Origin of the sequence: Legionella lytica (genome assembly GCF_044626755.1) — a bacterium.
Taxonomy (GTDB): Bacteria; Pseudomonadota; Gammaproteobacteria; order Legionellales; family Legionellaceae; genus Legionella; species Legionella lytica_A.
Map to the genome: position 1 here is coordinate 176,954 of NZ_JBGORX010000005.1, position 22,991 is coordinate 199,944.

The window sequence follows — 22,991 nt, forward strand, 5'->3', positions numbered from 1 at the left end:
AATTCTATTAAATTCATGAGCAAGGAACAATCATGTCTGTAAAAATAAATGGTACTGTTAAATGGTTTAGGGATGATAAGGGCTTTGGTTTTATACAAAGTGAAGGACAAGAATATTTTGTTCATTTTAGTGGAATAGTAGGTGATGGATTTAAATCGCTTCCCGTTGGAGCAAAAGTTGCTTTCGCTCTCACTAAAGGTGCAAAAGGCATGCAAGCGCATGATGTGGAAGTTATTAACTAATTTGTTCTTTATGTTTTATAGGAATTTACAAAGGCTAGCTTAGCTTAAGGATATTAGGAATAATATGCAAACGAATAAGCAAACTATCTACATCATTGATGATGAGCCGGCAGTTTGTGACTCATTACAATGGCTATTTGAGTCCATACAATTTCACGTAGAAACCTATAAAACAGCATCCTCTTTTCAAGAGAGTTATGATCCACAAAACGCTGGGTTACTTATCACCGACGTGCGTCTTCCTCATGTAAGTGGATTGGAACTTTTAGAAAAACTAAGACAACAAAAAATTTTTTTACCCGTAATCGTCATTACAGGATATGGAGATATCCCCATGGCCGTACGCGCGATGAAATTAGGTGCAAAAGACTTTTTATTAAAGCCGTTTAATGAGCAAGTACTTTTAGAGAAAGTGCAAAAACATGTTAACCAGTCCGTTAATAATGAATCACTCCACCTAATCAATAAACGCATCAGCAGTTTATCTAAACGAGAGCAGCAAATTATCAAGCTCATTATCGATGGTAAGTTAAATAAGCAAATAGCTCATGAACTTTCTATATCTATTTCCACAGTTGAAGCTCATCGCTCCAATATTATGACGAAAGTTCAGGCAAAAAACTTAGCACAGCTAATAAAACTTTATCTTCAGGCACAACAAGACTACGAATCCGCTTGATAGTTGAGTAAAGTAACCGAATTAACTCCAAGCCCCCTCCCCTCTTCTGTTGCAACTACGAACGGAGTTGTACTTTTTGTTTGTACGCGTATGCTCTACATTTGTATCAATACACTAAGAAGACTTCCCTCTTAGGCACAAAGTTGTTGCTCATGTTCTATTTCTTGCTCTAAAGTAGCCTGTTGTATCCATAAAGATTCAAGCTCTTTTCTAACTGATTGAATATTTTCTCTGATTTGCGCGATGAGCCCTTCATCAGATTCCTGATATAGGTTCTCGGTCAACTCATTAATTAAGGTTCCTTTTTCATATAATGTTGCTTCAATTTGGGCTAAACACTGATTTTTATGAGTTATATTTGCTTTGGGAGGCTTTATTTCCGCCTCTTTTTTCTTTTGCCATTGCTTGTTACGTAAATTTTGTTGGTCATCAAAATTTTGCCCTAAATAAAAATGCTTATAAAATCCTTTAGGTGTTCGCCAAGTATTTGTTCTTACCAATTTAGACAAAATATTATTGCGATACTTAAAACAATGCGTATTGGGCATATAAAAATCTACATTAAGAAGAGCATATAAATATTCTGCTACTAACTGTTTGGGAGTAGAAAATAACTTGTGATGTTCAAATGTAAGATTAAAAAAAGTGCCTGAAACCATTTTTTTCACTTCGTCAGGAATTTCTTCTTTTATTTCGGAAAATAATAATTCTTGTATGCAGTTAAATTGCTGTATCAATCGTTGATTTTGGTTTTTATCCACATGAAATGTTCTTTTTTTGAAAATAACATTATTTAATGATTTTTTATAAAGATCACTTATATATAATTCCCTCATATTGAGGGATTCGGACCCCTCATTTAGGGTGGATTTTAAACACTTTGTTTCCTTTTTCGATTCTGGTTGTTCAGGTAAAGTCTCCGCTGGCACTTCAACCGCAAGTAAACTCAATAATTTATTTGTGATGCAAATGTAGGTGCCTTTTTTAACTTCAAATTCACCTTGCTCTTTGGTTCTGCTGTAGAGGGCTTGTCGTCGCGTAATAAAGCCTTCTTCATTTAATTCTCTAATGTAACGCTCTAGAGTACTTAAAGGAATTCCTGTGTCGGCTACAATTTGTGAATAAGGTTTCATAAACCACTTTTGTTCAGAGCCTTTTAATTTGTAGGTGCTGCTTTGCCAACCTAGTAGAATGTAATCAATAAGTTGGGCTTTACGTGAGGATTTAATAATTGTAACAAGTTTCTTAAATCTTAGGTGAAAAATCGAGCAAAGATTCCCCATAGATAATATCCTTATCCTATTGTGTTTTTTAGGGAACAGAGCTAAAATAAATACGGATAGATCCAAAAAAATGAAGGAATTACCAGTTCCGTCATTTTAGGACATTTAGCTATGTTCGTTATTAAATGTTTTGAGGTTATGAGGAGTTGCCGCTCTTCATAACCATTCTTTTATTATTCTTATTTTTTCATTTACGTTCCTATTTATTTCCGTTATTTGGCTATTCATATAGCTCTATGTATCTGTTTTTGCGTACACCGTTTACAAGTATTGAGGGAATACCATTTCATGCTCTGGTTGAACGAAAAAGCCGAAGAAAATGCCTGCACATTGGTACCTGGCTTTTTCTCATCGACTTTTTCGTCCAATCGGAGCTTAAATCTAATTTGCCAACAAGATTCAAGCACAAATGCTTTGAGTGGATTCTACGTTGTTTGCCGCCCTACCTTTCTTTTTTACTGTACGCATTAATTTATGATCCATTTATACGTGATCGTTATCCTTTATGTCAATACTCAATACGTAAAATGTCAAAGATTTATTTTTCTCCTCTAGAACCCTGATTTTACATGAACTATAGCCTTTTTTAGCTTTCCAGTTTATTCTTTATATCATACTCAATACGGTATTGAGTATTGGTTGCTTTTTTCCTCAATTTTAGGTAATGTATGGGTTCACAAATTAACTTATGGAGAGGTGTATGGCCACGAAAAAACCTAAAGTTTTAGTCGTTGCTAATAATAAAGGTGGTGTTGGAAAAAGCCTGATTAGCCAATTAATATCGACCTATATTGCTTTTAAAAAAAATAAAAAGGTCTTGGTTCTCGATTTTGACCCGCAAGGCAATATGTCGTACCGATTTCTTCGCGATACTCGTATTCGTGACATGTCGAGTTATAAACCGCCTTTGCATCCGGATTATGATCCTAATAACCCAGATGATGACGGTTGGGACGGTCGCTCATCGGCATTAGATATGTGGACTGAAAATCCCGTAGTTCCTTATCCTACAGATCTTGAGAATTTAGATATTCTTCCTAGTGACGCCGGATTGATCAAGGACATTGAAGCTTTTGAATACAGTGACAGTCTTGAAAGTATTGTACAGCGTCCTTACGATTTTTTTGCCATGGATGAATTTATTGATTGTGGTTATGATTTGATTCTTATCGATACACCCCCTGCAAAAGGACCTCTGACGCAAAGTGCTATTCGCGCGGCAACACATGTTTTAATACCGTTGGAGCTGAGTAACAAATCATTGCAAGGTCTAGCTGGAATGGTTGATTTAGTTAATCGTCAAAACGTCTATCGCCCCAGTAATTCCCAAGCCAAAATTATCGGCTTATTGAAAAATAAAGTTGATTATAACAAGCGTACTCCGCAAAATCGTATTATTGATACGATTATGTCTAATCCAATGTTAAGTCAGTTATTAATTGACGAAATTGAAGTTCATGATTCTCCAAGAGCTGTTGATATCGATGAAGATCAAGCGCCTATTTCGGCACCTTATACTGAATTAAAAGATAATGATCGATTTGCTATTGAAGCACTTGCTTTGGGTGAGTTTGTTTATAAAAAAGTATTAGGAGATAAAGAACGTGTCCATCAAAAAGAAACTAATGGCGAGCTCATTAACGTCGAAAGTGAATAAGCCTGATACGATTACTCGTGCAGGTATTACAGCGAATCTAAAGTTTACCCGAGGAAAGCAGCTCGTTGAGCACGATCCTTTCTCTTTGATTCCTGACCCTCAAAACCCAAGACCAGGTGAAATCATTGATGAAGCTTGGTTAAGGGACATGTTGAAGATTGGTACTGAACAATCCTTATGTAACTTTTCTGAGTCTGGTGATTATGTAATTCCTGAATTTTCTGAATTGCATTGTGAGTATACTGAGTCATTAGAGGATAGTTATAATTCACTTCGTGATTTAGCTTTTTCTATTCGTAATGATGGATTAATTCAACCCATAGAGATTTTTTTAGCAGATAGACAAAATGATCCTGATTATTTCCATAATTCTAATTTAGAATATGGCTATGTAATTTTAGAAGGCCATCAACGTCGGTTAGCGGCTATGATGGCTAGTGTGTCAACCGTAACGTGCATTGAAATTACTGATGAAAGTATGTTAGCCAAATTAAAGGTCAAGCATCGTAAACTTCGTAGGCAATTGTCAGAAAATAATCTCAGAAAGGGTTTGACCGTTTCTCAGAATTTTCAAATCGTGCAAGCTCTTTTTGCTGATCCAAGTAGTCACTCGCTTACTAAAAAAGAGTTATCTGGCATTATTGGTTTTAATGAAAGTATTGCTAGTGCTTTGCGTTCTATATGTACGAAGCCTGAAAGTTATCCCCCAGTATTTTTTTCACGCATTCGCGAGAATAAATTGACGTTTAAAACAATTAGAGCATTGGTGCCTAAATCATATGATGAAATAGAACACGCTTTAACTGTAGAATTAGATTCGAATGAAATTCAGCTCAGTGATGCTGTTGAAAAAATGCCTAAGCCACGCGGTAGACAAGGTGGGGCTATAAAGAAATCGGCAACTTTTAAGGTTAATGATGAGCATGAATCCATAACCATGCGTGCTTTATTACTTTCCAGGTTTCCTGAAATTCAAAGAATTGAAGAGGAATCTTCTTTTAAAAGCTTAGAAAGTATCTTAAATAAGATTAAAGAAATGGCCGTTGGAGAGTTGGCGTGACCCGGGTCACGCTTTCATAACTTATTGATAAATAAAGAAAAAATGATATTTTTGATTTTTTTGATTCTAATAAGAGAAGCTTATGACTGAAAAAAGAAAAAGTAAAAAGTTGTTTTTTGCTTTGCCACAAAAAAAAGAAAAATGGCTCGTATGTATACGTTTTCCAAGAGATATTAAAGAAAAACTCAAAGTACAGGCAGACAAAGAATACAGTGGACGAGGTAAGCAATCCTTACTTATTGAGGATGCGGTTAAGTACTATTTATATACGCTTGCCGAAATCAAATGGGCTGAATATGAAAAGGATCTGGATTACTGTGAACTTATCGATGATATTTATGAAGGATTAAACCAAGGACCTTTAGAAAATGCGACACAGGTCTTTTTTACTGAGGAAACAAAAAATCAAATTCTCGAGTTAGAGAAAAAAATCAAGCTAACAAAGCCTCTCATGAAAGATGTACGTACCGGTTTAATCAGAAAGGCGGTTTCGATTCGACTCAGTTTGGGGGATAAGGCCTTTTTTGATTCTATTATGAGTTATAGTGAACAACCTTGAGGGAAAATACCACATGAGGCTAGGGGGTAGTTCTTAATGTACGCTTTGCATCGTGCTACTTTCATGAAAAAAAAGCGTAATAGTTAACACTGATTATCCTTTGCCTTATGTTACTTTAGCTTCAATAAATAAACAATTAATTAAGTAATTACGTAACTTCTTCTCACTAATTGTTGATTAGCGTGCATGATCAGTCTTTACTGAGCGGGCTATTATAATAAATGAAACATAAGGAGAATATCATGACTAAGTACAGTAAAGGAGCACAAAAAGAAGTAGAAAAAGAAGTGCATAAATACAAAGAAGGTAAAGCGCATAGTGGTAAAGGTGATAAGAAGGTCACTAGTAGAAAACAAGCTATAGCGATTGGTTTATCAAAAGCCAGAAAAAAAGGTAAAAAAGTTCCGGCGAAAAAAAATTAGGGAACCTTTCCTATTTTCTTGTTGGATGTATATTTCGTGAGTAGGGCGGGCACACAATAAACTCTTATTCTAATCGCATAGGGCGGAATGTTTAGTTGAGATGCTAAAACTCATCCATACTCTTTATCAATTGTGCCAGCCACTTAGGCGGGGTATTACTGTATCCCAAATACGTAAATATCAGAATAAACTATTTTACCTTATTTAAGATAGATTTAGGTTTAATCAGGAATAGCAACGTCAATTCCTTAACCTTAAGGAGAAACCTCTCTAGCTTATAGCGCTCTGACTTTTTTCAACTCATCTTTGACTAGAGAAGGGAAGAACTTGTGTGAATTACTAGTAAAACACTCTCTTCATTTATGGAAGGGGAGGGGAGTATCCATAATTAGATCTTTAAAATACACCTAGGTGATATTTTTGCCAAGATGGAGATATTCAAATCTTTATTAGCAGATGGGCGTATATTCGTTCATTGAATGGAACGGAGACGTTTTTTGAAGTCAAATGCAGTAGTTTTTACCCGAACGTGGTCTTAGGAAAAAATCTTTTATTGCTATATGCTTCTCGAAGGAGCACATAAGCTTCTTTATTCTTTCCTTCCAGTATCAGGTAATAGGGCTTGGTGTAATATAAATTATCTATTGAGGTCGACAAATTCTTCAATATAGATGGTTTTTAAATACCTCAAGACTTTTTTTATCAAAATCTTTTTCATTTACAATGATGTAACTATCTTTCTCATATTCATAACCTTTAACAATTTCATCAGGTTGGTACCTATATACTTGTTGCTTCATCGACAAGTTGATAGCAGACATGGGAATTCATTTCACATTTAGCAGATGAAAATGAATCTTATTATTTACATCGAGAGAAAAAAATGAGACTGGAATATATATCCCAGTCCAAAAGAAATATCTCCTTTACACATAGATCGCGCCATTCCTAGCTCCACATTAATTCAAGAACAAGCAAACGTATTTTCAGAAACCGTTAGTAGTTACTAGTATAATTAAGAACTAATGGCCGAATTGTGTGAGTAATAAACGAAGTGTAGCTATTTTTTCCTTCTCTGTGCGTGCATGATGAGCTTGCCAATAAGGCCTTGGTCTCTTGATCGTACTCAAAGGCACACCGCATTAAGGTTCAATTACCGATCTGGGAAGGGATGCTCTATGATTCGTATAAATCTTGGTTATTTCCGCACCGATAAAGAATATTTGTGCCGAGTAATAAACCCATATTAACAGCACGATAATCGAGCTTGCCGCACCAAAGACAGAGACAATCTCAGCTTTATTCAAATAAAAGCCGATGGCTATTTTCCCCAGGCTAAATAATACGGCGGTGATTAGGGCACCGACCCATACATTGCTCCATTTAAGCTCGATATCAGGCAAGCTCTTAAACATCAGGGCAAAGAGTAGGGTGACTAATAAAAAAGAAAATGAGTAACTGATTACAAGTTCAATGAAGATGCTCGTACCAATAAAATAATTAATATGGCTGCTTAAAATTGCTAATAGGGCGCTTAATACTAAGGAGGAAAAGAGTAAAAAAGCAAAAATTAATATCATCGCAAATGAGACAAATTGATTTTTAATCGCGGCAAACCATTTTTGGTGGTGATTCACTTTAACACCCCAGATAATATTTAAGCCTTCTTGAATGGAGTTAAATACACGTGAGGCAGTAAATAATAAAACGATAATACTAAAAATGCGGGCGATGAATGCAGAAGAAGGATGATTGACATTTTTTATCATTTCTTGGATTTGCAAAGCAGTTTGTTCTCCCAATAAGGATTGAACTTGCCCTAATATCTGTCCCCGGGCAGCATCCTCTCCATATAAGGTTCCTACTAAGGAAATACAAATCAATAAAACTGGAGCTAGAGAAAATAGGGTGTAGTAAGCAAGGGCTGCGGCAAGACTTGATACGCGATCATTTTGCCAATTGATGTAAAGCTCATGTAGCCAGCCTAATTTTAAGGTCATAATAAGTTCATTAAATGGTTCACTCATCATAGCCTAACTTATCATGAATAGACTTTCTATATTTATCCCTTATTTGTGGAAAACCATAATTGTTAAAAACTAATCACTGACTAAAATAGACCATCCTGATTGCTAATAAAACGTTTGTTAGACAATTACTGAAGGAGTGATTATGGATAATAAAAGCATCGAGAAATCATTTGATACCACCGATGATAAAATAGAGGGAATTGTGTTACATCTCTTAAAAAAGTACATCATCAAAAACGAATTATCACATCAAGACATCGAGCTCAAGGAAGAGCATCACTGCGAGCAATAGAGAGGAGTAAAGCTCATTATGCGTAGCCGTATTATGCTGCGCTAATACGGGCTTACGTCAAGATTGAGTGTTTTATAGCGTCTTGACAAGCGCTGCTTTAAACGTATCTTTGGTTTCTGACTTTTCTATAGTTGTATTTCCAATCAAAGTAGGTGGTTTTCTGCATAAAAAGTTGACGGGGCAGAGTCTTCCTTAATGAACTGAATGATCAATAAAATAGGAAAATTGGGTTTTCCTAATGTTCGATACCAAAATCCATTAGCCCATAACGAGGATTACTCGTTCCAAATCCAAGACCATAATCACTCATACCATAGCCCGTAGAAGAGACATAATTTCGATTGTAAGCAGGGGCTATGTATTCGGGAGAAGAGTTTGCACCAATAACGCAGCCCGTTAGAAATAGTTCGGGTAGTAGGACTAATAAAACCAAGATTATTTTTCTCATGAAAGCAGACATCCTTGTGCAGGTTATGTATTTAATTATATAGCATGATTGTCTGTATTGCGTAATTTGCGGTTTTTGCAGGGACTGATTGAGTTACTTGAAAAAAATAGTGTAGTGGTAATAATGAAAGAGATCAGTCAATTTACTTTCTTAGGATTTTTGACCATGCTTATAGGTATTCTTAAGGTTGTTTGTGCTACGTTAATTATTTTCTCCGTAGCAATGTATGTTTTTCAACGAAATTTAATTTATTTTCCTGCCCATGAAGAACCCAGCCGACAAGTTTACCATGCTGCGGATATGCAAGAGCTGCGCCTTGAAACAAGTGATGGCATCGATTTACTTGCTTGGTATAAACCCGCTAAAGAGAATCAACCCACGATTTTATTCCTGCATGGGAATGCGGGGCATATCGGTTATCGTATGTTTTTAGCCCGTGCATTTATGGATGCAGGATTTGGGGTGTTGCTTTTGGAGTATCGTGGTTTTGGTGTTAATAAGGGAAGCCCTACAGAGGAGGGGTTTTATACGGATGCACGTACTGCCATCCATTTTTTGCAGCAGCAAGGTATTTCAGCGTCTCACTTAGTGCTTTATGGTGAGTCTATAGGTACTGGTGTGGCCGTAAAAATGGCGGAGGAATTTTCCACTTGTTCAGTAGTCCTTCAGTCTCCATATACTTCCTTGACAGCAGTTGCCCGTTATCATTACCCATGGATTTTTATACCACCTTGGGATAAATATAACTCGCTTGCAAGGATACATCATGTGAAAGCTCCGCTGCTTATTTTGCATGGTAAACAAGACAAGCTTATACCCTTTGAGCAAGGATTGACACTTTTTAAGCAGGCTAATGAGCCCAAAACCTTTGTGGCATTAGATGACAAAGATCATCATAATCTTTGGGACCCACATTTTGTCAAAACGGTTATAAGCTTTATTCAATCACATTGCATTTAATTGCGTTAGAGGGGTAAGACAAGCTTTTTGGCTATAATATCTATCTGTAATCTATTTTGTGGATGGAACCATGTGCTTTTCAGCTTCTGCTAGTTTTGCTGCTGGGATAAATTAATCTTTTCATTGACGACTTATCTGACCTTTACAGCAATGAAGGGTTATTGCCTAAATTAAATTTTTAAACTGATTTGGCATCAACATCATTGCGAACGCAGTGAAGCAACCCGGGGTGTGCGCTGCGAACCTCGGCTTGCTTTATCACTACATTTATTATTATGGCAGAGAAATAACAAGTATACATAAATATTGGCGAAGGTTCTTTTTAACCCGAAACCTTCATCAAAACCAGCCCACTAATAATTAACAGTGCCGCGATTATTCTTAATATATTTGCGGGCTCTCCTAGCAGGAAGATGCCTAATAAGAATGCCCCCACTGTGCCTATACCAGTCCAAATTGCATACGCCGTACCTAAGGATAGGCTTCTCATGGATATGGACAAGAGTATAAAACTAAGAGCCATAGTAATAAGGGTAATAAGTGATGGGGTCAGTTTAGTGAAACCTGAAGATTGTTTCATATAATATGCCCAAACAACTTCAAGTAATCCTGCGAAAAATAAATAGATCCAGGCCATTTTATTATTCCTTATAAATAGTCTGGCCGTCCAGAAATGATAAACCGTGATGGATAAGGTCGTCCTTATAGCTATATTTTAGCACTTTCTGGCGAAGTGGGGGTATAGTACTGATCAAAAAGTTTATTTCTAAATTTATAATCAGGATCCCATTTGCTTTTTAAGCGGAAGAAATCAGGAGCATTGGGGTATGCTTGTAAAAACTGATCCTTAGAGGCAATAATTTGATAAGGTAAGTAATAGGTTCCACCTTCCTCCAATGCCGCATCAATTAGGGCAGACGTCCATTTTTTAACATTTCCTTTATCTGTCTCAGTAACCCCTTGTTGGTAATAAATAACAAATGAAAAAACTTCCGTTCTCGACCATGATAAATAAGATTCATTATCGGGTAGGGCATGACGGATGGAAATGTTCAACACATTTACCTGGTTTCGTTTCAAGATCGCAATCATTTTTTTAGTAAATAAATCAAAATTCTTGATCGGGATAAAATATTCCTGTAGCACGTAGGTGGATTTTGCGCGAGAAGTTGGTTCAATGATCAGTACATCATAACTGGCTTCATAGTTACGCCATTCGATAATGGGGCTTAAATTTTCATAACGATTATAAATATGTTGCCGGAAATATTTACCTGAGTTGCTCTCTGCGACCCAATTTAAAAGAAATTCTTGATATGCAGAAGGGCGGCTTATCGGGGCGAGTCTTTCTTTTATTGTGACCGGCTCATTAGTTTTTTTCCAGGTTATGGCATTAATATACTGAAAATTAGGAGGATATAAATCGGCATTATGAAAGACTGTATCTTGGGTGTGGCGAACATTTTGGAGAAAGTAATTCTTATAGTTGGCTATATTCATTTTTTGAGCAACTCTTTTTAGCGGAGTGTTCGTACTCAGGGAGAGGGTGGCCTCAACAATAACGCCAAGTCCACCATAACCACCCAAGATGCCGAAAAAAAGCTCGCTATTTTCATCTCTGCTGGCACTCACAATTTGCCCATCGGCAAGGACAATTTTAATTGATTTAACGGATTTAATAATTGCCCCTTCATTGACGTAGCGTCCATGTGCATTAACACTGAGCGATCCTCCAACTGTAAAGCTGGAGAATGACTGCATGATTTGTAGGGACAGATTGTATTTATCAATTTCTTCTTGAACTCTTCTCCAGGTAATTCCTGCTTCTACGGTGATTAAAAGCCTTTCTTTATCAAGGGTTAGAATGTGATTTAGACTACGCATGTCAATAAATAGCGTATTGTCCGTGGCAATTTGCCCTCCTTGACTGAATCTTCCCCCACCAATAGAAATCGGACCAGGATGATTTTTTATAAGCTGGCTTATTTCGTCGATAGATTTAGGAGCTAAGATTTCTTTTACTGCGATCGGATTTAGTAAGGTAATGTCGTTCACAATGGGAGCTGAGGCAAAGGAATTGCTGCATAAAAAAAAACCATGATTAATTTAGGGAGAAAAAACTTTTTCTTAATGCGGAATCGAGGTAGCATAATTTCTTTAGTTGGACTTTTATAGGCAGCAAATAGAGTACCCTATTTTTTAGACACCGTGCCATCAATTTATCATGTGGATTGAATTATTAGATCAAATCAAATGTCAGTGGTAATTAAATCCGCTATTGAACCTAAGGTCTATATGCTCCTCAATCGCTTGAATTGGTATCAGCTGTGAATAATGCTTTTTTATCCAAATTATTGTTGACTCCCAAGCATTATCAATGTTTTGCTGTATAACCGGGTCCTCTTGAAACAAGGCAAAAAAATGGTGATAGCTACCAAGTTTTGTACGAGAAAGGTCATATTGCTCAAGCAAGCCTAAGCGGACACGAGGGACCGTCAAGACTTCATGAATACTATGTAAACCACCACCGACAATAAACGCCATAACATTAAGAAGATAGCAGTTATACTCTTCTTGCTCAGTAAATTGTCCTAAAAACAACATTGCCCCACAAAAAAGGGAAGTCATTCCTGATGCCCCAGCTACATAGGGAATGTTACGTGCAACCAATGATTTAACGTACTCTGAATTTATATCTGCTTCCTGACAAAGGCAATCAGGTAACCAGCTCGTATCCCTTTGAGGGTAATCTTCAATATCCTCGTCATGGGTGCTAATGCCTAAACGACATGACAATTCATCATGAAATTCGCCCCTTCCACGATCGTTATAAAGATCAGGAGAGAAATGGATATAATCCCAGAAAAAAATCCGCGGATCTTCATTAGCCACCCATTCTTTACGTAAATACTGCTTGAAATCACCTTGATAAGTATCAAGATTTTTTGGGAGCTTCAAGAGTGGGATAGATTGATAAGCGTCTCGGAAAAACATAAAGTGAATCAACATAATTTGTACGAAATCATCTTGCTTTTTCAGTGTCTCAATCACCTCGCCTATCGAGGGCCGGTGCGCAAAACGTCCAAATGCCAAAGCTAAATGAGGCATGTCCTTGGAATCAATGCTTGGTCCCAAATCATCAAGAAATTCATTTAAAAATGACTGATGGCGATACTTTTTCAATAATGAAATGATAGCAAGGCTAATTTTATTGATACTCTTCCACATGCCTTTGCTTGGATTAGAGAGGATTTTGATCGCCAAATTAGATTCGAAAACTCGTTGCACTCGGCATTCTAAATCCTCGTGTTGAATAGTATCATGCTCAAAATATTTCTTAAAATCACGATTTTTTATACATTCAACGACTTCTTGTAGAAAAGCGGCAAGGGGCTTTGAGATAAGTTTATATAGTGATAACTTATACTTAATCAGATCTTCTAAAACCAGGAAGTTATAACTATGATTAAAAAAATATGGCTTTATGTTCTTAATGATTGAGTCGATGAGTTGTTTATCTTCCTGGCCTGGACAAGAGTAGTAAGAGAGTTTTGTTATAAACAAGGCAAAAACATTGGATTTATCCTTACCTTGCATCTGCTTAACTTCTTCACTAAACATAAAATCTCCATTAAGAACCGTTAAAACACAAGACAAAATTAATTTTTACTTTTTTCCGAGAAACATCTAAAACGATTCTTTCGATGCATTTACCCGGGTCTTATTTGCTTAAAGTTGTTTTCTGCTTATTCTCCATATTGTTTGTAACATGCGTATCAATTCCTTCTATTAACTCTAGAATATCAGTTGGATAAGTCTTAAATTTCTCGATCTTCACCTCTTCTAAAGTACTATTTTTTAAAATAGCGCCGTGAAGTACGCCTATGTCTTCCGAACTCAGACCACAATCCCTAAAACTTAGCGTTTTTACCTGATTATTTTTTTCTAGAGCTGAGGCAATCCTAATTACATCATCTGACGAGAGTTTAAATGAATCAAACCTAGCCGTAGTTTTACCAGGAGCATTTAATGCCAACCAATTTAATAATTTTTCTTTTCCTTGAGCAGGATGATATAGCGATTGAAACATATCGAGATCTCCTTGAGGTTATTTGTTTAAAAATGAGTAAAATTAGGCTGATATTGGGCTCCTTTAGCTTGCTCTATTATCGTATCTAGCTGAGAAAGCAGCCTATTATAGCTGATTTTTTCCGAGGCTTGTTGAGTATTATTTAACAAAGCTTTTTTCTGGACGACAAAATCTTTAATGGAATCTATATCTCCCAAACCCACCATTTTTTTTAATGAAATTACCTCGCTTAATTTTTCCTCTGCTGCTTTCGTGTTATGCATCACTTTCCAAAAAAAGTGAACTTTTCCTTTATCATTACCTCGTGCACGAATATATTTGTCAATTTCAGCCAACAAATCTTTTTTCAACGTATCGGACATTTCATATTTTTCTTGTTGTGGCTCTACCGGCGAAATTTCTTCTCTATTTGGCTGTACTTGTTGGGGCAACTCCAAATGATGTTCTATTGGCAGATATTGTGGTTGATAGATTGTTTTAAAGAATCTAAGGTAATTCGTCCATGCCTCATCCAAGCGGTCACTAAACTCATGGTCAATGGCAGCTTGTTGAGCAAAAAATTGATGGTAATTAGGAGGAGGAGCTAATTTTCCTGGTTCAATAACAGTGACCTGGTATCCAGGGACTAAATTCAACGCATATTGGGCCGGGCCAAGAACTTCATGCCAGCTATGAAATCCTCCTGCCACAATATAGCTTGCAAAAGCAGCCAAATAGTTCTTTTTTAAATCTTCATTGTCTAAATTGGCAATAATTTCCATTTGATTTAAAAAATTACTGGTCATTCCCGATGGACCTGAGACATATACAGCGTCATTATCAATTAAATCAATTACATATTGTGACTCTAAATTAACAGACTGGCTCTTACAATCAGCAACCCACGAAGATGCATGCTTAAAGAACCCCTCCTCGAACTTTTCTTGTCCTCTTAACATCAAACCGGTTTGACAAGTTCGGAGCATATCTGCATTTTTGCCCCGTCCTCTATTATCACCCGCTGTGTATAAAGGACTATCATATAGCTTATCATCCGAAATATGATAACGTAGTTTATTTCCCAAATTATCGAGTGCAAGCCTTGTGAAAAAAGCGGCGGTAGGATCTTTACGTTTAGAATAAAATTCATTGATAATATGGGCAAATTCTCCAACGACTGTTACCTTGTTTGCTTCACCATGATGGCGAATAGGATATTCACGACTTACAAATTGCGCTAACTTATAATGAATATGTATGATTTCCGCTAACTGTACTTTATCGTTAGCCTGCAATATCCCCTTAATGTTGTCTAGTGTCGGTTCCTTTTTAAATGCGCCAAAAGAAATAGCATGGTACTCTTCACAAAAAATATCACACTCAATCGTTTTCAGCTCTTCTTCCGTTAAATGGTCTAAATACTGAATAAGTTGGGCAGATACCTGCCCGACCGCATCAAGCATTGCGGTTGTTGGATTCACTAACAGCTGAATAGCACATTCACTTTCAAAACGACGAGCCAAAGGATTCTCATATTTGTCTTGCGGACTTTGTTGATAATCACTGTTTTTAATGTCTTTTTGTAATCGAGTGATAAGGGCTATACGCTCTGGGGATAATTGTTCCGTTGCAATTAGTGTTTGGAGCAGATCAATCACCACTTGTGGATTTTGCTCATGGTTTTCAACGGCAATGCGAACATTCTCGATACAATTTTTAAGTGCTACTTCTCCTGCATTATTCTCTACCATCATCTTATTTAATAGGGAGATAGTATACGAATAAGCTGCGAGTTTTGACTTGAAGTTCATGATATTCTCTTCCTATTTACTTCCCAATCTGGGAACTTGGTAGTTGCTTGTTTCTTTAGTATAGGGAACCAAGGTGAAGGGATTCTTAAGTTTCTATGAAAGTTTGTATTGAGGGGTATCAATCAGGAATGCATTGATAAGTTTAGGTAAAGTTTTATCAAGAATTCCCACACGTGGAGGCGATCTGGCGATTCAAAACAATGCCCTTATTTTAAAATTAAGAGTTTATGCCAGCACAAAGGATAAAGGTTTTTTCCTCAATTACATTGAGTATGGCAACATCAGCCATCAAGTGATGTGTACTTATATATGTCGCATAAAAGCTATAATAAATAGTCAATTTTTGCTTTTTCCTTGAGCATGACGTAAAATGCTCTTCTTTTGTTATTTTATTTTTATGAAAAAAAACATTACATCCCCGTTAAATTCTTTTAAAAAGAATAATTCCCTGCTAATTCAACCTGTTCCTTCTTGGAACATCGAAGCATTACAGTCTTTTCTTCTAGATGATCAATCGACAAGAGAACTCTCTATTGAATCATTTAATGAAAAAGAGCGCAGGCTTTATAATGAGATGGAACGTTTTTTTTCATTAGAAGATGAGCCTCGTAAAAAAAGGCCTAGGCCAAACGCACCTAATTTTTTTGATAAAGCACCTAGTGTAAATATTGGAATACTAAGCCAATATTTTTCTCCAGACCAGATTAAACGAATTAGCTTCTCTCCATATGGACCAAAAAATATAGAAAAAGCTTTAATTTATATTTTTGATATAAAAAAGTTAGGATATTCGTTAAATCAATTTATCCATATAGCCATTCCTAATGGAGGAGCTAGTAATTGTTCAGCTGTTATTAAAAATCATCATCAATTAATTGATTTAAATTTTACACATGAGCAAATAACCAAAATAGCTGCTTTTCATGGTGGTGGAAAAAATATTAGCTCTGTTATTAAATACCAAGAGGTACTATCTCTTATTGGTAATGAAAATGCATGTGAAATTGCTGCTTATCATGGTGCTTCTATTCGGATTGAAAAACTTGACAATTTTTATCAAGATTTAAAAAGACAAAGCCTTTCTGTGGAAGAAATTAAAAAAAGACTTGTTCAATCGTTGAATTTGAGCTCATCCCGGTTCTTTTCTGAGGCTTCACTCCTCCAGCCTGTCGCGGATAAAAAAGAAATAATTGCAAATACCCAAAGCCTAAAATAATCTAAATATGACTCTTTGCAAAACGAAAATCAGTATTAAATCCATTTTCGGGATAGGTCTCATTTATTAATGAGCAAATATGTTGCTTTTATACCTCAAGATCACTCTCATTTATTCCCAATTTAGAAGAAAGCTCAGGAGGGTGTGTGTCAGTTTGGAGTATACCTTAAATTGACGTCAGGTATCGGCAAAAATATAGTGTCAGGAAAATATAATATATAAGTTTATTGACACTTTATTATTAAAGCCATTGATTTTAACCTGACACTACTCACGCGAACCAAATAATGACTGGAAAAATATCGGTTATATTCCTGTAAGTAGTTTTGATCAAAATACGGATCGGCAATTAGACGGAATTGCATTTGGCCTCGGGAAAAGATATTCACCGTACTCAATTAGAAGCACTACTTAATTATGTACGGGATGGAGATACTGTTATTGTCCACAGCAGGGATCGACTCGCACGTAATTGAGTAGATTTGAGAAATCCTCCGTACGCGATAAATAATAAGTCGCACCAAGAATGCGCGAGTGCTGCTCATTCTCTTTTTGATTTAGGAAACACATCGCCTCATCTCTTCTCGATTAAAGCCCTGCCGGCTCAATTAAAGCAACAGACTCAAAACAAGCTTGTTCACTGATTTGTACATCTTTCTCTGAATCCATGTTAAAAAATAACACCCTATTATGATAGCGTTTTACTGTAGAGCGATGAGCAATACTAATAATGGTTATATTGGGTAGGTTTTCCTTAAGACAAGTATAGGCTGTAGCTTCTGCCTTTTCATCTAAAGACGCAGTTGCCTCATCTAAAAATACCCAGTCTGGTTTCCTTAGTAGGACACGGGCTAATGCAATTCGCTGCTTTTGCCCTAAAGAAAGAGGCGAATTAAGCTGTATACGTTCATCGAGTTTTTCAGCAAGATGTCCCATTCCTACTGCCTCTAATGTAAAAAGGAGTTCCGCATCAGAGTACTTACACTCTGCTTGAGGGTAGGCAAGTATATTTCTTAACGTATTGTCAGGAATAGTTGGTGTTTGTGGTAAAAAATAAATTGAGTCAAGGCTATGAGGAATAATAATCTCGCCCTCACCCGATAACCAAGTTCCTCCTATTGCTTTGTACAGAGTACTTTTTCCCGTACCGGATAGAGCTTGAATCATGGTATCAATACCAGCAGAAAATTTTAAATTAAGTCCTTTTATAATTACTTGGCCATCATTCGGCGATGTAAGTTTTACATCGTTAATTTCCAGCTCATTACCAGCGCTTATAATACGCATAATCCCTTGGGATGAATTATTTTCATCAAAAACCTGCTGTAATTCAGTAATTCGGCTAAGGCTGGATTGAAATTGATTAATCTTTTCGAATGAATTGATAAACCAGTTTAATGAACGGGTAACCATAGAAAAATAATATCCTATAGAAAAAAATGCATCCAAAGTAATGACATCGTTATAATAAAGTGGAGCAGCAGCAAAGAAAGGGACAAGAGCTTGCACTGTATTAATAAACATATTAAACGTATTAACCCTATTTTGAATTGATAATCGTTGTAGGGATTTAGTATAAAATTCATCTATGTTCTTTTTTAGATGTGCTTCAAAGTATTCACTACCACCTTCCAGAGCTATTTCTTCGGAAAAAATGGTCAGCTGCTGTAAGTTGGCCCTAAAATTAGAACGGCATTTTGTTTCCTCTAAAGTAGCAGTCTGTAACGAGCTGCTTACAAAATAAGCGATTACTGAAGAACAAATCCCTGTGAGTAAAGCCACCCAGATGAAAAAGCCCGGAATAACTATATTAAGCCCTAAAATACTTAATGAAAGAGGACCTCCCGTTACCGCTAATAGCGTGGTGAACATGATGAAATTAGACAGGTTCTCAATTAAACCTACAGATAAATCCAGCGTTGCCTGCACAACATTCTCAGCGTCTTCTTGAATACGTTGCTCTGGATTATCCAATTTATCTCTATAACTTCTAAAAATTTTCAGATGATGTTTATTATATTGCTCAGTCAATCTGCTAGTTAACCAGGACCCCCACTCTTGGAATAATTTATTTTTAAGACAATTTGATCCATAGCTACTGCCACATATAAGGCTTGCGATTAACAAGGTCCTGAGTGCACTGGTAAATAGCAGAACTGTATCTTTAGCAATAAAAGCGGTGTATACCGAAGGAAAACACCACCAGCCCAATGCTATCCCAAGCCCTGTCAGGGTCAAAACACTTAATACCAATCCAGCGAATAGTAGGCGCGCGTTCCATTTAGTGGCTGGCTCAAAGAAAAATTGTAACAAAATTTGCATAGAGTGCATCAGATTAGGTGTTGCGTTAGGCCCTGTTATTTGCATTTACATCAACCTGCTTAAAATAAATTGTGGTCAAAAATAATTTCAGGGCTCAATCTGTCCTGGAATTTTCTTGATGGGAATGAGTACTCTTCTTATAGATTTGCTTAGAAGTTATTTTAGGCATTCATCACCAAACGACTAACTCAATCTTATTCAAATGATACATAATGAAAATATACTCTATTCCAATACACAAAATGCTGTGTAAATTCCTGTAGCTCCAAAGGTAAATTCTTATTTTGCTCCTGGAGTTCAGTATGGCTAGCAAAAAAAGCAGCCACATTACTTTTAAGGCTAGGAGGTGTTTTGGTTAATCCAAGCCTACTAGCAAAATAGTGACGGGCCTCTAAATCATTACCTCCTCTAATTGCTCCATAATTATCTAATAAGATAATGGTTTTAATATTAGGAAAAATCGCTTTTAATGCGGCACGGCTCATTGGCTCCATTTGCGCAATCTCGGACTCACTTAAAGTAATTGTTTCTATATTAGGAAGAGAGTTTCTTAATTTATTTAGCTCCTCTAAAGGTAACTGGTCAAGGATATTGTCGCTCAAATCAAGAGATCTCACGCTGGCCGGTACGGCCGCAAAGGCTTGCGCTAATTCAGTCCCGCTCTTTTCGTAAAGGGAATTCCGGCTTAAATTAAGAGAATTCAAGCTGGCCGGTAGGACCGCAAATGCTTGCACTAATTCAGTCCCGCTCTTTTTGTGAAGGGCATTCCGGCTTAAATTAAGAGAATTCATGCTATCCGGTAGAGCCGCAAAAGCTTGAGCTAATTCAACCCCTCTTTTATCGCCAAGACAATTAAAACTCAAATCAAGAGAATTCACGCTATCTGGTAGGGCGCTGAAAGCATACGCTAATTCAGCACCACTCTTTTCGTAAAGTGAATTGCACTTCAAGGCAACTGTTTTTACCTTGGCGGGTAGAGTTGCAAAGGCTTGAGCTAATTCAACCCCGTTTTTTTTGCAAAAGTAATTGAAACTTAAATCAAGGCAATTTATGCTGGGCGATAGGGACGCAAAGGCTTGTGCTAATTCAGCACCACTCATGTAGCCAAGGAAATTTTCGCTCAAATTAAGAGAATTCACGCTAGCTGGTAAGGCAGTTAAGGCTTGCGCTAACTCCGCCCCGCTTTTTTCATAAAGTGAATTTCCCCTCAAGTCAAGAGAATTTATCCGGACTGGTAGGTCTGCAAAGGCTTGCGCTAATTCAGCACCGCTTTTGTTACCAAGAGAATTGAAACCTAAATCAAGAGAATTCACGCGGGAGGGTAAGACTGCAAAGGCTTGTACTAGTTCAGAGCTACTTTTTAGTTCAAGGTCAGTCAGTGTGTATGTCTGCTTCATTAAATGTCCTACTTATAATAAATACTTGATGTAGTTATCATTTTTATCTAAATTAGAATGAGTTATTGTGCTCTAAGGCCAATTCTAGACATTAGGAATTTATGCTAGTAAATCCCCGATTTCCTAAGTCTTGTTTTAGCGGTCTTGTTATTAACAGTCGGTTACTGTGTTTAAAGATACACTCAACTTGGATAAATATTATCAACGTTGCTTTAAAGTGAGAATGCGCTCATGTGGAAAGTAATTATTTCTCAAATGGAAATTTTGATGATGTAGGTTCAGTCAAAAATATTATGGAAAGTTTAAGAGTTTCTGTTTTCGGACGTGGCTATGCTGCGAGATCGATATGGATTTATCCTCTCTTTAATGAAAACTATCGCGATGTATCATAGATGTGGGTTAGGAAGAGATTTTCAGGAAAAATTCTTCTGTTAAGGATGACAGGCCATACTGGATGCAATCCGATACATCTTGTCCAGTTGGTTCACCCCGTAACTTGCGAAGTATTTGTTCCTAAAAATTCAAAATTAGTTGCTGGAGCCTTGGCGGAGTTTTTGCCTATGCCAAATAAAAAAATTTACCTTAAATATTCCGTTTCAGATTTTCCTTAATTATTCGAGGTTACATTCATCCTACCCCAATAATTAATTTACACAAATAATTGGAAGCATTAATCTTAAACAAGACCTCAAAAAGAAATAGAGGATAACTTAGCTATAAAAAATAAAGGAAAATTTATGAGTTTTAAACTATGGCGCTACTTTTTAGTTCTCCCTTTAACTTCTCTTACCGCTAGTCCTATAAATGCACAAGGACAAGCTAACCTTGTATTAGGCTTGAGAGGAAGCGATGCAAGTGTGCGTACCTGCTCCAAGTCGCTACAAAATTGTCTTATAAGTGTGAGTGAACCGCCTGTCTCATGCTTATCACAACCTGGAACCATCACTATTACAAATAACTCGCGAATTGTTGCTAAGAACATCAAAGCTTATTCTACGAATAGTAATTTTATTAATTACGTAGTAGCTAACAATAGCTGCCCAACCAACCTAAATCCAAATAATAGCTGCACAATATCTTTTACCACCAACACCTCAATATCGTTTTTGATTAACAACATCATAGTAAAAGGTACTAATACTCGCAGCACCTTTTTTGATATGCAAGCCATTCCATGCTCGACAGGCACTACCACTACTATAGCAACAGATACAAATACCTTAAATAATGTGACGTGTGATCCCCCTGTGACAATAAATGTAACTAATACAGGTTCTGTAGCTGCTCTGGGTCTTAACTTCACTGTCGATGACACATATACAACCTGTACAACAACGAGTTGTCTACCTTCCTTGGCCCCGGGAGAAAGTTGTGAATTCAGCTGTACAACGACTTTTGACATGTCCGAAGGAACATCTACAGGTGTTATTTCGGGAAATAATACTAACTCTATTCCAATAACTCTCAATTTAGTGGGGTGTTAAATGAGGTTATGGCCTCATTTGTGTCAAAATTTACGGTTTAAATATCATCAATGGCCCAGTGGTTTTGTTTATGTTCAGGGGTGGGATTAAATATTTAAATAAGATTGTTGAACTCGTCCTTAATAAATTAAACAAATCACTAAGGAAATGAAGGTCTTTAAACAGCTCACCCACGGATGTCGCATTAGCTAACATTTATTTACATCATATGCTCAGAAAAGATTAGATTAGCATACCTTAATATCCGCCAAGGGTCTTTGATCTTGGCGGCATCATCAAATTTCCATTTGGGAATAAATTAATTTCCAAGGAAGAGCATTCCCAAAACCAACCCAAAATGGTTATTATTTGTCACTACAGGGTTAAACTTAAGCAATTAATCACGTGTCAATCACGAGCTCGACTCATAAAAGACTTATAAAGGCTGTGATTAGCCTGCCCAAATACTTAATTTCTCATTAGCCCAAAGAGCACAATGAATCATTTTATTTCGATATAAATGGTAATTAATATTAATTATTAGCGTAGGAGCATTTGATGCAGCACACATACAATCTTAATAACCTTGATCCAAAAAGTGGTGCGGAAATAGCGCATGCCTTTGCAGCTCTCCCAGTCAGTGTCAGCTCACTTAATTTGAGATTCAATTCCCTTGGCAACAAAAGCGGTGCTGAATTAGCACAAGCCTTTGCAGCCCTCCCAGCCAGCGTAAGTTCTCTTGATGTGAGTTACAATTCTCTTGACCTAAAAACCGGTGCTGAATTAGCGCAAGCCTTTGCAGCCCTCCCGGCCAGCGTGAATTCTCTTGATGTGAGTGAAAACTCTCTTGGCAACAAAAGTGGTGCTGAGTTAGCGCAAGCCTTTGTAGCTCTCCCGGCCAGCGTAAGTTCTCTTCATTTGAGCGGTAATTACCTTGACCAGTTACCTTTAGAGGAGCTAAATAAATTAGGAAACTCTCTTCCTAATATAGAAACAATTACTTTAAGTGAGTCCGAGATTGCGCAAATGGAACCAATGAGCCGTGCCGCATTAAAAGCGATTTTTCCTAATATTAAAACCA

Annotated in this window: 22 protein-coding genes; 12 read left to right on the forward strand and 10 right to left on the reverse strand. The window is 36.8% G+C overall.

Translation table 11 applies throughout. From position 1 onward, the window contains the following. Nucleotides 1-32: 32 nt before the first annotated feature. Nucleotides 33-242: a cold-shock protein gene (locus tag ACD661_RS12400; protein ID WP_400188183.1), complete on the forward strand. Its 210-nt coding sequence runs from the start codon at nucleotides 33-35 to the stop codon at nucleotides 240-242. Between the two features lie 64 nt (nucleotides 243-306). After that, nucleotides 307-921, forward strand: coding sequence for a response regulator transcription factor (locus ACD661_RS12405; protein WP_400188184.1), 615 nt, complete (start codon nucleotides 307-309; stop codon nucleotides 919-921). 131 nt (nucleotides 922-1,052) lie between these two features. Here the strand turns inward: ACD661_RS12405 and ACD661_RS12410 are convergent, their stop codons facing one another. Continuing rightward, entirely contained in the window at nucleotides 1,053-2,054 is a 1,002-nt protein-coding gene (locus tag ACD661_RS12410; RefSeq protein ID WP_400188185.1) for a hypothetical protein, read from the reverse strand. An 850-nt stretch (nucleotides 2,055-2,904) separates the two neighbouring features. Here ACD661_RS12410 and ACD661_RS12415 point away from each other — a divergent pair. The 4 genes from ACD661_RS12415 (at nucleotide 2,905) to ACD661_RS12430 (ending at nucleotide 5,902) form a co-directional block, all read left to right on the forward strand. Continuing rightward, nucleotides 2,905-3,861 carry a ParA family protein gene (locus ACD661_RS12415; protein WP_400188186.1) on the forward strand — a complete coding sequence of 319 codons (957 nt, stop codon included), beginning with the start codon at nucleotides 2,905-2,907 and terminating at the stop codon, nucleotides 3,859-3,861. Then, nucleotides 3,809-4,921, forward strand: coding sequence for a ParB/RepB/Spo0J family partition protein (locus tag ACD661_RS12420; protein ID WP_400188187.1), 1,113 nt, complete (start codon nucleotides 3,809-3,811; stop codon nucleotides 4,919-4,921). The genes ACD661_RS12415 and ACD661_RS12420 overlap by 53 nt, the downstream gene beginning before the upstream one ends. A gap of 82 nt (nucleotides 4,922-5,003) precedes the next feature. Next, nucleotides 5,004-5,480, forward strand: a complete 477-nt coding sequence (locus ACD661_RS12425) for a hypothetical protein (protein WP_400188188.1) — start codon at nucleotides 5,004-5,006, stop codon at nucleotides 5,478-5,480. 242 nt (nucleotides 5,481-5,722) lie between these two features. Beyond that, nucleotides 5,723-5,902 carry a DUF6496 domain-containing protein gene (locus ACD661_RS12430; RefSeq protein ID WP_400188189.1) on the forward strand — a complete coding sequence of 60 codons (180 nt, stop codon included), beginning with the start codon at nucleotides 5,723-5,725 and terminating at the stop codon, nucleotides 5,900-5,902. A gap of 1,142 nt (nucleotides 5,903-7,044) precedes the next feature. On the opposite strand, the gene ACD661_RS12435 is transcribed toward ACD661_RS12430, so the two are convergent. After that, nucleotides 7,045-7,902 (reverse strand): YihY/virulence factor BrkB family protein, encoded by an 858-nt coding sequence (locus tag ACD661_RS12435; protein ID WP_400188190.1) that lies wholly within the window; start codon nucleotides 7,900-7,902, stop codon nucleotides 7,045-7,047. Nucleotides 7,903-8,074: 172 nt separating this feature from the next. Here ACD661_RS12435 and ACD661_RS12440 point away from each other — a divergent pair, with 172 nt between their 5' ends. Continuing rightward, nucleotides 8,075-8,224, forward strand: a complete 150-nt coding sequence (locus ACD661_RS12440; RefSeq protein ID WP_400188191.1) for a hypothetical protein — start codon at nucleotides 8,075-8,077, stop codon at nucleotides 8,222-8,224. Nucleotides 8,225-8,459: 235 nt separating this feature from the next. On the opposite strand, the gene ACD661_RS12445 is transcribed toward ACD661_RS12440, so the two are convergent. After that, nucleotides 8,460-8,672 carry a hypothetical protein gene (locus ACD661_RS12445; RefSeq protein WP_400188192.1) on the reverse strand — a complete coding sequence of 71 codons (213 nt, stop codon included), beginning with the start codon at nucleotides 8,670-8,672 and terminating at the stop codon, nucleotides 8,460-8,462. A gap of 123 nt (nucleotides 8,673-8,795) precedes the next feature. Between ACD661_RS12445 and ACD661_RS12450 the strand changes: the two genes are divergently transcribed. Then, complete coding sequence (locus tag ACD661_RS12450; RefSeq protein WP_400188193.1) at nucleotides 8,796-9,632, forward strand: alpha/beta hydrolase; 837 nt, start codon at nucleotides 8,796-8,798, stop codon at nucleotides 9,630-9,632. Nucleotides 9,633-9,954: 322 nt separating this feature from the next. Here the strand turns inward: ACD661_RS12450 and ACD661_RS12455 are convergent, their stop codons facing one another. From ACD661_RS12455 to ACD661_RS12475, 5 genes are all read right to left on the reverse strand, one after another. Then, the gene (locus ACD661_RS12455) at nucleotides 9,955-10,269 is read right to left on the reverse strand and encodes a DMT family transporter (protein ID WP_400188194.1); all 315 of its coding nucleotides are present in this window, start codon (nucleotides 10,267-10,269) and stop codon (nucleotides 9,955-9,957) included. Between the two features lie 71 nt (nucleotides 10,270-10,340). Next, complete coding sequence (locus tag ACD661_RS12460) at nucleotides 10,341-11,687, reverse strand: FAD-binding oxidoreductase (protein ID WP_400188195.1); 1,347 nt, start codon at nucleotides 11,685-11,687, stop codon at nucleotides 10,341-10,343. Between the two features lie 201 nt (nucleotides 11,688-11,888). Then, nucleotides 11,889-13,253: a hypothetical protein gene (locus tag ACD661_RS12465; RefSeq protein WP_400188196.1), complete on the reverse strand. Its 1,365-nt coding sequence runs from the start codon at nucleotides 13,251-13,253 to the stop codon at nucleotides 11,889-11,891. A 100-nt stretch (nucleotides 13,254-13,353) separates the two neighbouring features. Then, on the reverse strand, nucleotides 13,354-13,722 hold the full coding sequence (locus tag ACD661_RS12470; RefSeq protein ID WP_400188197.1) for a hypothetical protein: 369 nt from the start codon (nucleotides 13,720-13,722) through the stop codon (nucleotides 13,354-13,356). A 26-nt stretch (nucleotides 13,723-13,748) separates the two neighbouring features. Next, a complete protein-coding gene (locus ACD661_RS12475; protein WP_400188198.1) occupies nucleotides 13,749-15,512 on the reverse strand; it encodes a hypothetical protein in 1,764 nt (587 codons plus the stop codon). Between the two features lie 397 nt (nucleotides 15,513-15,909). On the opposite strand from ACD661_RS12475, the gene ACD661_RS12480 reads away from it, so the two are divergent. Next, nucleotides 15,910-16,728 carry a hypothetical protein gene (locus tag ACD661_RS12480; protein ID WP_400188199.1) on the forward strand — a complete coding sequence of 273 codons (819 nt, stop codon included), beginning with the start codon at nucleotides 15,910-15,912 and terminating at the stop codon, nucleotides 16,726-16,728. A 365-nt stretch (nucleotides 16,729-17,093) separates the two neighbouring features. Beyond that, nucleotides 17,094-17,204 (forward strand): recombinase family protein, encoded by a 111-nt coding sequence (locus ACD661_RS17040; RefSeq protein ID WP_472975197.1) that lies wholly within the window; start codon nucleotides 17,094-17,096, stop codon nucleotides 17,202-17,204. A 112-nt stretch (nucleotides 17,205-17,316) separates the two neighbouring features. Here ACD661_RS17040 and ACD661_RS12490 read toward each other — a convergent pair whose 3' ends face one another. Both ACD661_RS12490 and ACD661_RS12495 read right to left on the reverse strand, forming a co-directional pair. Further along, the gene (locus ACD661_RS12490; protein ID WP_400188200.1) at nucleotides 17,317-19,095 is read right to left on the reverse strand and encodes an ABC transporter ATP-binding protein/permease; all 1,779 of its coding nucleotides are present in this window, start codon (nucleotides 19,093-19,095) and stop codon (nucleotides 17,317-17,319) included. A gap of 149 nt (nucleotides 19,096-19,244) precedes the next feature. After that, nucleotides 19,245-20,447 carry a leucine-rich repeat domain-containing protein gene (locus ACD661_RS12495; protein WP_400188201.1) on the reverse strand — a complete coding sequence of 401 codons (1,203 nt, stop codon included), beginning with the start codon at nucleotides 20,445-20,447 and terminating at the stop codon, nucleotides 19,245-19,247. A gap of 737 nt (nucleotides 20,448-21,184) precedes the next feature. Here ACD661_RS12495 and ACD661_RS12500 point away from each other — a divergent pair. Together ACD661_RS12500 and ACD661_RS12505 are read left to right on the forward strand one after the other, a co-directional pair. Then, nucleotides 21,185-21,931, forward strand: a complete 747-nt coding sequence (locus ACD661_RS12500; protein WP_400188202.1) for a hypothetical protein — start codon at nucleotides 21,185-21,187, stop codon at nucleotides 21,929-21,931. A 537-nt stretch (nucleotides 21,932-22,468) separates the two neighbouring features. Next, on the forward strand, nucleotides 22,469-22,991 hold a 523-nt coding region (locus ACD661_RS12505; protein ID WP_472975198.1), incomplete at its 3' end, for a leucine-rich repeat domain-containing protein.

Coding starts and splice junctions, on each gene's coding strand:
- ACD661_RS12405 (WP_400188184.1), top strand. CDS start 307: ATGCAAACGAATAAGCAAACTATCTACATCATTGATGATGAGCCGGCA.
- ACD661_RS12500 (WP_400188202.1), top strand. CDS start 21,185: ATGAGTTTTAAACTATGGCGCTACTTTTTAGTTCTCCCTTTAACTTCT.
- ACD661_RS12480 (WP_400188199.1), top strand. CDS start 15,910: ATGAAAAAAAACATTACATCCCCGTTAAATTCTTTTAAAAAGAATAAT.
- ACD661_RS12490 (WP_400188200.1), bottom strand. CDS start 19,095: ATGCAAATAACAGGGCCTAACGCAACACCTAATCTGATGCACTCTATG.
- ACD661_RS12430 (WP_400188189.1), top strand. CDS start 5,723: ATGACTAAGTACAGTAAAGGAGCACAAAAAGAAGTAGAAAAAGAAGTG.
- ACD661_RS12470 (WP_400188197.1), bottom strand. CDS start 13,722: ATGTTTCAATCGCTATATCATCCTGCTCAAGGAAAAGAAAAATTATTA.
- ACD661_RS12425 (WP_400188188.1), top strand. CDS start 5,004: ATGACTGAAAAAAGAAAAAGTAAAAAGTTGTTTTTTGCTTTGCCACAA.
- ACD661_RS12475 (WP_400188198.1), bottom strand. CDS start 15,512: ATGAACTTCAAGTCAAAACTCGCAGCTTATTCGTATACTATCTCCCTA.
- ACD661_RS12440 (WP_400188191.1), top strand. CDS start 8,075: ATGGATAATAAAAGCATCGAGAAATCATTTGATACCACCGATGATAAA.
- ACD661_RS12445 (WP_400188192.1), bottom strand. CDS start 8,672: ATGAGAAAAATAATCTTGGTTTTATTAGTCCTACTACCCGAACTATTT.
- ACD661_RS12495 (WP_400188201.1), bottom strand. CDS start 20,447: ATGAAGCAGACATACACACTGACTGACCTTGAACTAAAAAGTAGCTCT.
- ACD661_RS12465 (WP_400188196.1), bottom strand. CDS start 13,253: ATGTTTAGTGAAGAAGTTAAGCAGATGCAAGGTAAGGATAAATCCAAT.
- ACD661_RS12455 (WP_400188194.1), bottom strand. CDS start 10,269: ATGGCCTGGATCTATTTATTTTTCGCAGGATTACTTGAAGTTGTTTGG.
- ACD661_RS12415 (WP_400188186.1), top strand. CDS start 2,905: ATGGCCACGAAAAAACCTAAAGTTTTAGTCGTTGCTAATAATAAAGGT.
- ACD661_RS12400 (WP_400188183.1), top strand. CDS start 33: ATGTCTGTAAAAATAAATGGTACTGTTAAATGGTTTAGGGATGATAAG.
- ACD661_RS12435 (WP_400188190.1), bottom strand. CDS start 7,902: ATGACCTTAAAATTAGGCTGGCTACATGAGCTTTACATCAATTGGCAA.
- ACD661_RS12450 (WP_400188193.1), top strand. CDS start 8,796: ATGAAAGAGATCAGTCAATTTACTTTCTTAGGATTTTTGACCATGCTT.
- ACD661_RS12410 (WP_400188185.1), bottom strand. CDS start 2,054: ATGAAACCTTATTCACAAATTGTAGCCGACACAGGAATTCCTTTAAGT.